The organism is Oceanicaulis alexandrii DSM 11625 (genome assembly GCF_000420265.1).
In the GTDB taxonomy this organism is placed as follows: domain Bacteria; phylum Pseudomonadota; class Alphaproteobacteria; order Caulobacterales; family Maricaulaceae; genus Oceanicaulis; species Oceanicaulis alexandrii.
Genome location: NZ_ATUP01000001.1, coordinates 1,653,400 through 1,667,730 on the forward strand (window position 1 = coordinate 1,653,400; position 14,331 = coordinate 1,667,730).

Here is a 14,331-nt window from a genome sequence, read left to right on the forward strand (position 1 = left end):
CATGGCTCAGCGCTCCTGGGTGAAGGTTTGCAAAAAGGCGCGTGGCGACCGCGTCGCCAGCGCGCGCGCGGGCCAGGCGGCGGCCAGAAGGGCGGCCAGCGCCGCCAGACCCGCCAGCCGCAGCCAATCGCCTGCGAACAGATGCATGGGAAGCCGCCAGCCGAACGCTTCCACATTCACCACCGCCAACAGCGCCCAGGCCAGAACCAGCCCGGTAGGCAGGGCGATCAGGAAGGTCAGCAGCGCCAGCACCAGCGCCCGCAACAGCTCTAGCTGGGCGAGCCGGGTGCGCGTCAGGCCCAACGCCCAGAGCGGAGCCAGCTGGGGCAGGCGCATGGCGGCCAGCGTGGTCAGGCTGGCGAACATGGCGAACGCGGCGACCGACAGCGTCAAAACATTGAGCGCGGCTGTGATGGCGAAGGTGCGCTCGAACACCGACAATGAGAAGCGTTTCACGCTCGCCTGGTCGATGACGCCATTGGCGGGCAGGTCAAACCTGGCCAAGAGATCCTCGCTCAGCGCACTGGCCTGATCGGGGGCGATCCGGACGCCGTAACGCAGGCGCGAAACCGTATCGCCATAGCGCGCCGTCAACCGGTCCAGAGCGATGATCGCTTGCGCGTTGGGATTGCCGTAATCGGTGTACACACCGGCCAGCGGCAGAGCCGGTCCGGCGCCAACGCGCACTGGCTCTCCCAACTCAAGGCCCGACCGCCGCCAGCTTTGCTCGTTGAGCAACACCCCCTCGCCCGCCATCACTACATCCCAGGCGTTCGGCGCTGACAGCAAGAGCGGCCAGTGATCCCGATACGTGGCGTGATCGACCACCCCGAACACCTCGCCGTGCTGGTTCTCTATATTGGCGTCGGCGCTCCAGATCGGCAGCACCGCATCGCTGCACGTCTCCAGAAACGCGCGAACCGCCTCGGACTGGGCGTCGTCGCGTGTGGTGACATAGAGCTCGGCCGCCAAGCGCTGGTCGAGCCAGCCCTCGAACGTCAGACGAAAGCTCGACACCATCGTGCCGACGCCGATATTCGCCGCCAGCGCCAGCATGAGCGCCATCAACGCCATTGAAAGTCCCGGCAGTTGCTGGCGTGTGTCGGCGATGAACCACTCCGCCACAGGACCGCGGACCAGCCGCTGGGCGCCGCTGAGCGCCAGCGCCAGGGCCGGAGGCAGCAAGAGCGCCGCTCCAAACAGCAAGCCCGCCATCAATGCGAACCCCGCCACCACCCCTGACGCGAGGGTCGACAGGATCGCGGCCGCGATGAAACATGCCCCTGCGCTAAGAGCCTGGACCTGGTAGGACCGGGCGGAAGCGAGAGCCCAGGCGCGCGGTTGTCCAGACGCCAGCAAGGGCAGGCGCGCGGCTTTGACAAGCGATTGCGCCGTCGCTGCCAAAGCGCCGATCACAGCGATGGCGAAACCCGACAGCCACCATGCGGGCCGGATCGTCAGCACTCCGGGCACGCTGGCGCCATACAGGCCGCGCAGCGTGGCGGCCACGTCGGGCAAGAGCGCGCTCGCCACCCCATAGCCCAGCGCCACGCCGGCGGCGCCGGCGATCAGCGCGAAGACCATAACCTCGATCAAAAGGGCGACGACCAGGGTGGAGACCGGCGCGCCGAGCGCGCGCAGCGTTCTCAGCATGGCGCGCCGTTGCTCGAAACTCAGCCCGATCGCCGCGTAGACTATGAACAATCCCACGGCGAAGGATAACAGGCCGAAAGCGGTGAGGTTGAGGTGAAAACTCCCGGTCAGGCGCGAGACCTCTCCGGTCGGGGCTTGGGTAGCGCTGTTCAGCTCGGGCGCCAGCACGGCCAAGGGCGTCTGTCCGGGACGCGCGGCCGGATCAATCAGCACGGCGTCGATCTGATCGCCGCGCCCCAGCAATCGCGCCGCCACGGCGATGTCGGTGATGATCTCCCCGCGTGCGATTTCGGCGCGCGCGGCCACAGGCGGCAAATCCAGCCCGGACGCATCAAGCTGGCGGGCGGTTTCCGGAGCGGCCAGTAAAACGCCCGGCCTTGTCAGAAACTCAAGCCCGATCCCGCCCCCGCCCATGGGGGCGTCTTGCCGACCCACAGCGCTTAGGGGCTCCACGCCCCGAAGCGTCAGCGCCGCTTCTCCAACGGTCAGAACCCCTTCGATGACCGGGGTGGCGGCCCAGCCGTCCCGGCGCAGCCGAACCCAGATGTCGAGCGGAAGAGGGCCGGTCTCGGCGGTGAGCACGATCAGCGCGCCGCCGCCCAATGTCGCGCTGGCCTGGTCATAGCTGGCGCGCGCTTCGGCGTTGATCGCCTGAACGCTGGTCCAGAGCGCGGTGGCGAGGCTCAGCCCGATCAGCAAGGTCGCCAGCTGGCCGGGCTTGCGCCGCCAGTGCGACACAAGCGTCAGCAGAACCGTGCGGATCACGACAGCCGCCCCCGCGACAGGTGAACGCGGCGCGACGCCTGATCGGCCGCTTGCAGGGAGTGCGTGGCCATGATCAACGCCGTGCCGGCGTCCGCGCAGAGCTCAAGCATCAAGGTCAGCACGCGGGCGCTGGTCTCTTCATCGAGATTGCCGGTGGGTTCGTCCGCCAGGACGAGCATCGGTTTGGCCGCCAGGGCGCGCGCGACGGCGACGCGTTGTTGCTGGCCGCCCGATAGCTGTTCGGGATATCGCGCCTGGAAGTCTGACAAGCCCAGACGTTCGACAAGATTGGCGGTCCAGGCGGGGTCGAAACGCCGGGCGAGCCGGGCCTGCAGCGCGATATTGCTGGCGACGGTCAGGGAGGGCGCCAGATTGAATTGCTGAAAGACGAGACCGATCTGTTCACGGCGGCGCTGGGCGCGACCCGTGTCGTTCAGGGTCGAGACGATGTCTCCGTCAAGGATGATCTGGCCGGCGTCCGGCGCATCCAGCAGGCCGATCAGGTGCAGCAGCGTGCTTTTGCCCGAGCCGGACTCGCCCGTGATCGCCAGGCTCTCGCCGCGATCAAGGTCCAGGCTGACGCCGCGCAGCACGCGCTGGCGATCTGCGCCATCGCCATAGGCTTTTTCCAGATTTTCAAGCTGAACCAGCATGGACGCTCCAAATCTTGTTTAGCACTGACATAGACCAGACTGCGCCCGGATACAGCGGGACGCGATTCCGGCATCCGTCCGGCTAAGGATCAGGGCGTGATCCAGCGTCCTCACCAGGTTTAGCGGCGATGGTGTGAATCCGTTTCCGGCTCCCTTTGGCCATTGTCTTGAATTGTTTGAGAAACACACATGACTGAGCCGGCGCAATTTGGCGCCGTTGCCCAATAGATTCGATTGTCTCGGAATATTCGTCTCCCAGGCGCTGCAATTCCGGTCTGGAAAGCCTAAGCTCCCATCCAAGACGGGAAAGGGTTTTCCATGACATTTCGGCGCGCACTTACCGCAATGGGGCTGGCCGCCAGCCTTCTGTTCGCCTGTTCTCCGGGCAGCGAGGATGAGACCGGGCCGGCGTTTGAAACCCGGCCGGTTGATGCGCCCCGCGCCCAGCCCGAGCAGGCCAGTCAGTTCGCCTTCCTGCGCTATCGCGTTGAAGTCGGGGGCGAGGCTCCGGGCGTATGCCTTGGCTTCACCCATCCGCTCGACCCTGAAGCGGACTACCAGTCCTATATCGCGCTGGAGAGCGGCGAGAGCCTCGCACTGTCGGCCGAGGGGCAGACCCTGTGTCTGGGCGGGATGAGTTTCGGGGAAAGTGTTCAGCTGACGATGCGCGCCGGCTTGCCGGCGGCCGATGGCCAGGCTTTGCCCCAGGACGAGACCATCGAGATCGATTTCGGTGACAGGCCCGCCTATGTCGGCATTGTCGGCGACGGGGTCATCTTGCCGCGTCTTGAGGCTGACGGGTTGGCGATTGAAACCGTCAATGTGGATCAAGTCAGCATTCGTCTCTGGCGGATCACCGACCGTGCGCTTGCCTTTCGCTCCATCACCTCCGGCTTCAATGCGAGCGAGGGCGAGTATGAGTGGCTGGGCGGCGACGAGAACCCGTTCGAGGTGGCCGAGCGCATCTGGAATGGTCAGATGGACACGGCCGGTGATCTCAATACGCCTGTGACCACGGTCTTCCCGATCGCCGAAGCCATTGGCGCTTTGCAGCCCGGCGCCTATTTTATCGAGGTCGACGACGCCGCAAGCGCGCAGGATGATAACCGTACGCCTGCACGGGCGCGCCGCTGGCTGGTCATCACAGACCTGGCGCTGACGGCCTATCGCGGCGAGGACGGCATTGATTACGTCGTGCGCTCCCTGCAGACCGCCCAGCCCGTAAGCGGGGTGGAGGTCGAGCTCGTCGCACGCAATAACGAGATCCTGGGGCGAGCAAGGACGGATGCGGGCGGTCGTGCTCGTTTCGACGGCCCGCTGATCCGAGGTGAGGGCGCCATGGCGCCGCGCCTGTTGACCGCCTACGGCCCGGACAATGATTTCGCCGTGCTCGATCTGCAAAGATCACCGGTCGACTTGTCCGGCCAGAATGTGGGGGGGCGCCAGCGTCCCGATGGCGCCGATGGCTATCTCTATCTGGACCGCGGCATCTACAGGCCCGGCGAGCACGTCTACGCCAATGCGCTCTTTCGCAATGCGGAGGCCCTGGCCGTCACCGAACGGCCGGGCACGCTGATCCTGTTCGGCCCGAACGGGCTGGAAGCGGATCGCCAGCGCTTTGAGTCCGCCGAGGCGGCCGGGGCTGTGTTCTGGGAGTTCGACTTGCCGGCCCAGGCCGCACGCGGGCAATGGCGCATCGACGCCGAGCTTGATGGTCATGGCCGTGTCGCGCAGGCGCGGTTCTCGGTCGAGGATTTCGTGCCCCAGCGCATTGCGCTGGACCTTGAGGCTGATACGCAGACCCCGATCCTGGCCGGCGAGAGCCGTGATGTGACCGCTGATGTCCGCTTTCTCTATGGAGCGGCTGGCGCCGGGTTGACTGTGGAGACCCGGATCCGCGTCGAGGCTGATCCCAATCCTTTCCCCGCTTACAGCGGTTACCAGTTCGGCCGACACGACCAGCCCTTCCGCGAGACCAGCCGTGATCTGCCCGATACTGTGGCTGACGGCGCCGGTCGCGCCAGCATTGTGGTCGCCGCCCCCAATGCCGGGGTCGACGCGTCCATGCCGTTGCGCATTCGCACCGTGGTCAGCGCGATCGAACCCGGTGGCCGGGCGGTGGCTGATGATGTGCGTCTGCCTTACCGGCCTCAACCGGTCTATCTGGGGATCGATCCCCAGTTTGAAGGCCGGGCCCAACGCCAGGCGGAAATCGGCTTCAACCTGGTCGCGCTGAACCCGCAAGGCGAACTCCAGGCGACATCGGCGAGCTGGCGATTGCTGCGGATCGATTGGGAGTATGACTGGTACCGGACGTCTGGCGGCAGCTGGCAATGGCGCCGGTCGCGCAATGTGGTTCTGGTTGAGGAAGGCGTGGTCGGGTTGACGGCGGATGCGCCGACGCAATTGCAATTGCCGCCCATGGACTGGGGTGACTACCAGCTGGTCCTGACCCATGACGGAACTGAAGCAAGCGCTTCGACGGGCTTTTGGGTGGGCTGGGGCGCACGTGCATCGTCCGGGACCGAGGCCCCGGATCGGGTGCGTCTCGCCGGCCCCGATGAGCCGCTGGGCGTGGGCGAAGACGCCGTGATCAATATTCTGCCGCCCTATGCCGGTGAGGCGGAAATCGTGATCGCGACGGATCGCGTATTGGAAACGCGTTCTGTCAGCGTGCCCGAAGAGGGCGCGGAGATCCGTGTCCGGGTCGACGAGGACTGGGGGGCTGGCGCCTATGTCATGGTTTCTGTGCTGACGCCGCGTGATCCGGTGGCCGAGCCACGACCGCGCCGGGCTGTCGGTGCGATGCATCTGCCGGTCGATGTCTCTGATCGTACCTTCGAGATTGCGTTGAATGCGCCGGAGCTGGTGAGACCGCGACAGACGTTGACCCTCGACGTTGAAGTTGATGGGCCTGCGCGCGACGGGGCCTGGCTAACCGTGGCGGCTGTGGATGAAGGCATTCTGGCTCTGACCCGTTTCCAGTCGCCTGATCCGGTGGGCTGGTATTTCGGCAAGGCCGCTCTGGATGTGGATCTGCTGGATGATTATGGCCGTCTGCTCGACCCGAACCAGGGCGCGGCGGCGGCGATCCGCTCCGGGGGCGACCAGATTGGCGGGGCCGGGCTGAGCGTGGTGCCGACCCGGACCGTGGCGCTTTATTCCGGTCCGGTCCGGCTGGATCGTGACGGCCGGGCGACGGTGGAGTTCGATGTTCCGGACTTCAATGGTGAACTGCGCCTTATGGCGGTGGCTTGGTCTGATACGGGTGTTGGTGCGACAGCCCAGCCTTTGACGGTGCGCGATGAGGTGACGGCCGAGCTCGTGCTGCCGCGGTTCCTGGCGCCGGGCGATACGTCCATGACGACGCTGACGCTGGACAATGTCGAGGGCGCTGCGGGTGAGTACGCCGCCCGTATCAGCGGTCAGGCGCCCGTCCTTGCCGATATCCAGGCGACCTATCCGCTGGCTTCGGGCGAGCGGGTCGACCCGCGCCACCCGATCGCCGCCAGCGACACCGGGATTGGCGGGCTGTCGCTCAGCGTCTCGGGGCCGGAAGGGTTTGCCGTCGAACGGTCCTACCCGATCGAAGTGCGCTCGGCTTGGCTGCCCTATTCCGACATTGAGCGAGGCCGACTGAGCCCGGGAGACAGCTGGACGGTGCCTGCGGATGTGTTCGCCGATTTCATGCCAGGCACAGGCGGGGTGAGCGTCAGCTTTTCGCCGACGCCGCTGGATGAGGCGGCCCTGTTACGCTCGCTCAGCCGCTATCCCTATGGCTGCTCGGAACAAGTCACCAGCCGCGCCATGCCGCTGCTTTACGCCGATCAACTCGCAGACTTGTCCGGCTCTGACAGGGTGGATGAAGCCCGCTCTCGCGTTCAGGACTCCATCGGCGCCCTGCTGTCTCGGCAGGGTGCGGACGGGACATTCGGCCTCTGGCGGGTCGGGGATCGTGGCGCTTCGCCCTGGCTAGGGGTTTATGCGGTGGACTTCCTCGCGCGCGCCTCGGCTGCCGGTTATACGGTGCCAGATGCGGCGCTGGAACGCGCCTATCAAACCCTCGTCCAAATCGGCGACCAGGAACTCTGGCGGGTGAATGGCTATGACAGGACGGTCAGTCCTTGGAATGGTCAGACGGATACCGAACAAAGGCTGTCTGACAGGAGCGCCGCGTATGCGCTCTATGTATTGGCCCGTGCTGGCCGCGTCGACCGCTCCCGCTTGCGCTACATGCATGATGAACGCCTGGATGACATCGCCAGCCCTTTGGCGCGCGCTCAGCTGGGAACGGCTCTGTACCTGATCGGTGACCGGGCCCGCTCGCGAAGCGCTTTTGCGGCGGCCGAAGAGGCTCTGGGGTATTCCAATCAGGGCGATTGGTACCAGACGCCCCGCCGCGATCTGGCAGGTTTGCTGGCGCTGGCGGCCGAAGCTGACGATTTTGAGCTGGTCGAGCGCCTGGCTGAACGTGTGGCTGAGGAATTGCCGGAGCCTGATCGTCTGACGACGCAGGAAAAGGCCTTTCTTCTGCTGGCGGCGCGGGCGATGGGCGGCGATGCCGACTCGCTGGATATCTCAGCAGGTGAGCGGGCCTCTCAGCCGGGCCAGGCCGTTTTCGAACTTACGGCTGCTGATCTGGATGCGCCTGCCGGTTTCGAGAATGCAGGGTCCGGCCCTGTCTGGGTGACCCAGATCGCCCATGGCGACCCGGTCAACGCACCGCCGGCAGCGATGGAAGGCGTGGTCGTGCAGAAACGTCTTAGCACAATGGATGGGCGGCCTGTGACTCTCAACGCCATCACCCAGGGCGACCGGATGATCATCGATATCAGCCTGACGCCCCGCGAAGCGCGCACCATCCCGGCCATCCTGGTCGATCTGCTGCCGGCCGGTTTCGAGATCGAGGCGGTGCTCGACCGAACCGATGCGGGGGGGCAGGGGCCCTATGCCTGGCTCGGCGAACTGAGTGAGCCACGGATCGCCGAGGCCCGGGATGATCGTTTCCTGGCGGCTATTGACTTGCGACAGCGGCGCTCGGTGCGGCTTGCCTATATCGTGCGCGCCGTCACGCCAGGAGAGTACACCTTCCCGGGCGCGGTGATGGAGGACATGTATCGTCCGGATGTGTTCGGACGTTCAGGCTCCAATACCGTCACCATCGCACCGCGCGGAGACTAGGCCGGGCCCATGCGCAAAATGGGACGGCCATACTGGGTTCTGCTGGGCGTTCTCAGCCTGGTTGCGAGCGTGGCGGCGCTGGACCAGCTCTTCCCGCCGCCGCTGGCGCGGACGGCCGAGGTCTCTCATGTGGTGCGAGACCGCAATGGCGTTGTGCTGCGCGCGTTCCCGGTGGAGGAGGGGCGATGGCGTTTGCCGGCTCATCTTGACTCCATCGATCCCGATTTCGTTCAAGCGCTCCTGGCCTATGAGGATGAGCGCTTCTACAGCCATGCCGGGGTGGATATGCTCGCGATGCTGCGCGCCGCCCGTGACAACCTCGCCTCGGGCCGCATCGTTTCCGGCGCCTCGACCCTGACCATGCAGCTGGCCCGACTTATGGAGCCGCGCGAGCGCACACTCGCCGCCAAACTCCTTCAGATGATCCGCGCCGTGCAGATCGAGCGGCGCCTGTCCAAGGATGAGATCCTTGAAGCCTACCTGACCCTGGCGCCCTATGGCGGCAATCTGGAAGGCGTGCGGTCGGCCAGCTGGGCCTATTTCGGACGCGAGCCGGATGAGCTGACCATTGATCAGATCGCGCTCCTGATCGCCTTGCCGCAATCGCCTGAATCCCGCCGGCCGGATCGCCGACCGCAACAGGCTGTCGCCGCGCGTGGCCGTGTGCTTGATCGACTGGCGTCCATCGGACTGGCGTCTTCCCAAGCGGCCCGCGATGCGGCCCTTGACCCGGCGCCCGACCGGCGCGCCTTCCCTGCCCTTGCCTGGCATGCGAGCGAGGGGCTGGTGCGAGAGCAGGGCGGTCATGCCGGGGGTCTGGATCTGGTCTCCACACTGGACTTCAGCCTTCAGACCGCTCTTGAAACGGCGATTGTTGAAGAATTGCCCGGCGGGGACGAAGACAGCCAGCTGGCTGTGCTTGTGGTGGAGAACGAGACCCGCGCCGTGCGTGCCGCGCTGGGTTCTGCTTCGCGCTCCCGAGCGGGCGGTTGGATCGATTTGACAGACCGCGCGCGCTCGCCGGGCTCGACACTGAAGCCCTTCATCTATGGCATGGCTTTTGATGACGGACTGGCGGCGGCCCAAACGCGTATCGCTGACTTGCCGACGCGCTTCGCCGGGTATCAGCCGGACAATTTCGACCGCACGTTCCGGGGCGACGTGACAATCGCCGAGGCTTTGCAGCATTCGCTCAATGTCCCGGCTGTGGCGACGCTGGACGGGGTCGGGGCGCGTCGTTTCAGCGCCGTGCTGGGCTTTGCCGGGGCCGCCCCCTCGCGTCGCCGAACCGCCGGACATGATGACGGTCTGGCGGTGGCGCTGGGCGGGGCCGGGTTGAGCGTGCGTGAGCTGGCCGTTCTCTACTCGGCGCTCGCCGATGAAGGCGTCGCGCAACCCTTGCGCTGGCTCGAAGACATGCCGACCGCCGAGGGCGGGTTTTCTGTGCTGAGTGCTGAATCGGCCGTCGAGATCGTCGACATCTTGCGCCGGGCGCCGCATCCAGGCGGACGGATGCCGGCCAGCCTGACCCGCGCCGCCCCGGATATCGCCTTCAAGACAGGCACGTCCTACGGGTTCCGCGACGCCTGGGCGGCGGGCGTTTCCGGGCGTTACACCATCATTGTCTGGAGCGGCCGGGCCGACGGTGCGCCGCGCAGCGGGCTGACCGGGCGCGCGGCGGCCTTGCCTGTGCTCTTTCGCATGTTCGACCTGGTCGAACAATTTGATCCGTCTCCGGCTTCTCTCCGACTGGCCGAACGGGAGACCGTCGATGCGCCGCCGACGCTGGAACGTTTCGCCGCCGACGCAGCGCCGCACATCCTGTTCCCGCCGGACGGGGCGGAGGTCTGGGCCGACCGCGCCGGACGCGGCTTCGTGCTCGCCGCCCAGTCAAGCCAGGCGGTGACCTGGTACGCCGATGGTCAGCCGGTGGAACGCAATGCGGTCGGTGACGCCGTCTGGGTTCCGGGCGCACGCGGCTTTTACCAAATCGAGGCGGTGGATATCCAGGGGCGGGCGACGCGGTCCAGGGTCCGCATTCGCGGCGCTGGCGAGGCGGCGCCTCGAGGATAGGGCGGGTTGATCGCGAAGGCGAAGGCCTGCCGCCTACCGTCGCGAAACGCCAGCGCGCCATGACCTGGTTTCGGCAAATGCGACGTTTGCAGATGTTCGCAGCCGCTCACGCCTCAGTTCATAATCACTGCAATCAAAGCGTTGTCTGGACCGTACTGATTGTGCCCGCGCTCAGTGAAGCTGAGCGCGGGCACGGTTCGGCATTGCGACAGGCTGTCTGTACCAGATGGCCAGACTCTAGTCGGCGACTGGAGGGGAGGTTTTCAGTCTTTGAGTGTTGACGCCAGCAAAGATGAGCCAGAACGCGAGGACCCATTCAAACAGGGCGCCGGGCAGGAAAAAGAGCATGACATGCTGTTCCAGGGACGGATACAGCACGATTGAGGCGGCCAGCGTTCCGACGATGAAATAGGTGAACATGCCCCAGCCTGACAGCCATCGCGGGATATAGCGGGACCGGAAAAACAGGGCGAAAAAGATGACCCCGCCGAACGCCATCGGAATGAGCAGGAAATAGAGCGCGGAACTGGTGACGTCCCGCAGGAGCAGCATCAGTGAAACCCGTTCCTCGCCTGAGAAGGCCGGGGTCAGTTCCGGGTTCATCACCGCTGCGAAAGCGGCGTATTTGAAGATGATGAAGGTTGCGCCCATCGCGCCTTCGATGAGGCGGCAGAATGCGGCGATCAAAGCGCCGCCATGGCTTACAGATCTCAGCAAGACATACATGGCGGCCGCTGAAACGATGACGAAGGTGTAGAGCAGAACCTCGGCCAGAAGTCCTGTGCGGAACAGGAAGCCGAGCGTCTCTGTCTCCGCCCCCTGATCGGCCAGGCGACTAAAGGACGGGATCGGCCCGAAGGTGATATAGAGCCCTGCTGCTGTGTAGAGGGCGTAGGACAAGCCGGCCAATCGGGCCATGCGGCTGGCGGATTTTTCGGCTGGGTTTATGGCGGACATGGCGTGAGCGGCCCCTTAGAACGAAGAATGATCCAGGCCGGCAACGCGCACCGGCGAGACGAGACTGGCGCCGATCCAGTCGTCCGTCGTCCGGATGGGGCTATTCGGACGTCGTCACGCTCACTCTGTCGGGTTTCGCAGCGTCATTTGGAGGGGCGTTGCGTATGTGCGTGCGATATGTGCTCGGGGGTGAGCCCACATGCTTTTTGAACGCCGCGTTGAAGGTTGAGCGGGAGTTGAATCCCACCTCCAGTCCGACCTCAAGAATACTGAGGTCCGTCTCCGCCAGCAGCCGTTTGGCCTCAGCGGTCCGGTGGCTGTTCACAAAGTCAAAGAAGTTGACGCCCAGATGTTGGGAGAGCGTCTCCGAGATGTGGTTTTTGGTGACGCACGTGATGTCGGAAACCTTGCGAAGCGACAAGTCGCTGTCGGCATAGAGCCTGTTGGTGTTGAGCGCGTCCACCAGCTTGGCGGCGGTTCGATCCATCCTCTGCGCGGACAGGATCGGGCGTCGGGTCGGTGTCATGGCTTTGGGCGCCGGGTCAGACGTCAGGTCAGGCTGGCGCATGCCCAGATAGGCGAGGGCCGCGATCGCCAGGGATTCTGTAAACGCCAGAGTGATGGTGAAGGCTGGTATCGTGACGCCGCTCAACCACAGAGCTTGCTTGACGGCGAAAAACAGCCAGGCCGCGGCGAATACGAACAGCAAGTTGCGAAGCCAATCCAGGGATCGACGCTCGATATTGGCGAACTGCGCCATCATTTCCCGCCTGTGCTTCAGTTGCAGCCTCAAGGCGGCGACGAGGTAGAGCGCGGTCGAGGCGAGGAAAATGGCTAGCGACGCGGTGCAGGTGAAAATGGCGATCCTGTAGTGGTCGGGATTTCGGGTCGCCGGATCCGCAAGCGCGAGTTTCTGCTCTGCGCTCAAACCCGCAAAGGGCAGACTTGCGAGAATGACCAGCGCCGGACCGATAAGCGCCATCCAGTCGAGACCGCCGAATCCGGGTTTGTCAGAAGAAACCAAGGCGCGAGTATAGAAGAAGACGGCTGGTCCAAGCAGCGCCTTGATCGCAAGGTCAGCGCCGACAAGATGCGGCGCGAGCCGATAGAGGCCTGACACAATGAGCAGCTGACCGAGCACATGCGCCAATAGCGCCGTCAGAAGCATGCAGAAGAACAAGACTCGGTCGCTGCGCTGACCTGAGTGGGTCAGCGCCATGGCGAGCGCAAAGCCGATGGACCCGGTTGCGATAGCGTAGGCGATTGTCGAAAACGTGTCGAACATTGCTCGTGTTCTCCAACGTATCGAAATTTAGGGCAACCGCTGAATGGTAACGGCTCCGGGCTTCGCCTTCATTCCGATCCGATCCGGGCTCTTATGAAGGGCGGTCAGTCAGACGATCCCGCTTGAAAGGCGGCCAGTGCGTTGGTCAGGGCCGTGAGAGAATGATCCGTTCGTTCGGTGACGGCCTCTACATACAGCGCCAACATCACTGTATTATTGGCTATGTTGTTCAGGAATTCGCCGTCCGTACGCATTGCGGCTAGATCGCATTCTATCTGCCGGATTTCTGAGAGGCGCGCCGCACGGAGGTTCTCGGGAGACAGGCCGTTCTGCGGAATAAAGATTCTTTGTCGGATAAGGTCGGAGTGCCGCAAGCTGAGATCGACGGTTTTGCTGCTGAGCTCCCGGGCGATCTCAGACCTTGCCTGTCGACCTTGCACAAAAGTCGATATTGCAGCGTTCAGTTCCGGGTCGCGGATGAACTGCCGGTCGCCTGAGGAGCTTAGTTCTTCCAGAGCGGGCAAGTCTGCGGGGTCGTAATTGATCAGGTTCGACACGATCATGAAGGCGCATTCGTCTGGATCGAATCCGGTGGCGCTAGATTCCGGACTAAGTTTTTCCAAAACTCCGGCGTTTAGCGTGCGGTTCCTCTCGGCCATGCGCGCGATATTGGCGCGCTCCAGCCGAAGCGTGTCCAGGTCGGCCTGCAGCCGGTCCACAAACGCGCGCTCTTCAACACGAAGCTGCTGGTCGACTGCCCAGGCATTGATCTGGAAACCCATCACGATACCGGCGATGACGATTACGAGTTCCAGAACCACCGCTAACCAGTTTTGCTGGCGCAAGGCGTTGGAGAGATTTTGAAGGATCATTGGCCGAGCCCCAGGATGCCAGTATCACCATCAAGGCGCTGAGATATGATCGCAAGCATATTCTGGGGCTGGGCGCCTGCATCTGGAGGCGCGCGGAGGCGCGATGGGTGTTTGATGCAGATTTCTTTGACGGCATGAAATTTTCCAAGAATGACGGGGCGATACGTGAGTCTAAGCGCGCAGCCTCGGTAGATCAGGGCGCCCAGATTTCGGGTAATTTGATCGGGAACTCTTGAGGCGCGAGCGCCGAATTCTCAGCGCTATTTTTATTCAATCGCTATCAAGCTTGCCGTGAGTGAGCAGTATTGGTCTGACCGTGCGATTTGACTTTAAGCGCACAGATTGCGACCACAGCAGGCCGTAGGCGTGCATGCAGCTGCCGATCGCGCAGTTCGCTGATGCGTCTGTCCTGTTCACCCTCAAAAAGGGTTCTACCATGCAGACAGCAAAGAAGGGCGACACCGTCCTGGTGAATTACGTCGTTCGCACCACTGACGGCCGGGTCGTCGGAAAAACCGAAGACAATGATCCCGCCGCCCTGACCATTGGCGGCGCCGAGATCTTCCCGGCCGTGGAAGCCGTTCTCGACGGCATGGAAGTCGGCCACGAAGAATCCGTCACCGTCGGCGTCGCTGACGCGTTCGGTCCGCGTCGCGAAGACCTGATCGTCGAAATTCCGCGCGCGCAACTCTCTGGCGACAACACGCCCGAGCCGGGCATGACCCTCACCGCGGCGCAGCCCGATGGTTCGACGGTCAACCTCACGATCACCGATGTGGGCGCCGAGACGGTCACCGCTGACGGCAATCATCCGCTGTCTGGCGAAGACCTGCATTTCGATCTGAAACTGGTCGAGATCAAGTCCGCGGCCTGAGGCCGGGATTGCGGTGAT

General features: G+C 64.3%; 8 protein-coding genes. 3 read left to right on the top strand and 5 right to left on the bottom strand.

What is annotated here, in order from left to right:
• Positions 1-6: 6 nt before the first annotated feature.
• Positions 7-2,415 (bottom strand): FtsX-like permease family protein, encoded by a 2,409-nt coding sequence (locus G405_RS0108175; RefSeq protein ID WP_028284648.1) that lies wholly within the window; start codon positions 2,413-2,415, stop codon positions 7-9.
• Entirely contained in the window at positions 2,415-3,071 is a 657-nt protein-coding gene (locus G405_RS0108180; RefSeq protein ID WP_022701030.1) for an ABC transporter ATP-binding protein, read from the bottom strand. Before G405_RS0108180 ends, G405_RS0108175 begins: the two co-directional genes overlap by 1 nt.
• 318 nt (positions 3,072-3,389) lie before the next feature.
• Here G405_RS0108180 and G405_RS0108185 point away from each other — a divergent pair, with 318 nt between their 5' ends.
• Complete coding sequence (locus tag G405_RS0108185; RefSeq protein ID WP_028284649.1) at positions 3,390-8,252, top strand: alpha-2-macroglobulin family protein; 4,863 nt, start codon at positions 3,390-3,392, stop codon at positions 8,250-8,252.
• 9 nt (positions 8,253-8,261) lie between these two features.
• Positions 8,262-10,325: a penicillin-binding protein 1C gene (pbpC, locus tag G405_RS0108190; RefSeq protein ID WP_022701032.1), complete on the top strand. Its 2,064-nt coding sequence runs from the start codon at positions 8,262-8,264 to the stop codon at positions 10,323-10,325.
• A gap of 237 nt (positions 10,326-10,562) precedes the next feature.
• Here pbpC and G405_RS0108195 read toward each other — a convergent pair whose 3' ends face one another.
• From G405_RS0108195 to G405_RS0108205, 3 genes are all read right to left on the bottom strand, one after another.
• The gene (locus G405_RS0108195) at positions 10,563-11,282 is read right to left on the bottom strand and encodes a DUF4386 domain-containing protein (RefSeq protein WP_022701033.1); all 720 of its coding nucleotides are present in this window, start codon (positions 11,280-11,282) and stop codon (positions 10,563-10,565) included.
• 100 nt (positions 11,283-11,382) lie between these two features.
• Positions 11,383-12,567, bottom strand: coding sequence for a helix-turn-helix domain-containing protein (locus G405_RS15450; RefSeq protein WP_022701034.1), 1,185 nt, complete (start codon positions 12,565-12,567; stop codon positions 11,383-11,385).
• A gap of 104 nt (positions 12,568-12,671) precedes the next feature.
• Positions 12,672-13,439, bottom strand: a complete 768-nt coding sequence (locus G405_RS0108205) for a hypothetical protein (RefSeq protein ID WP_022701035.1) — start codon at positions 13,437-13,439, stop codon at positions 12,672-12,674.
• A 436-nt stretch (positions 13,440-13,875) separates the two neighbouring features.
• Here G405_RS0108205 and G405_RS0108215 point away from each other — a divergent pair, with 436 nt between their 5' ends.
• Positions 13,876-14,313: an FKBP-type peptidyl-prolyl cis-trans isomerase gene (locus G405_RS0108215; protein ID WP_028284650.1), complete on the top strand. Its 438-nt coding sequence runs from the start codon at positions 13,876-13,878 to the stop codon at positions 14,311-14,313.
• Positions 14,314-14,331 lie beyond the last annotated feature (18 nt).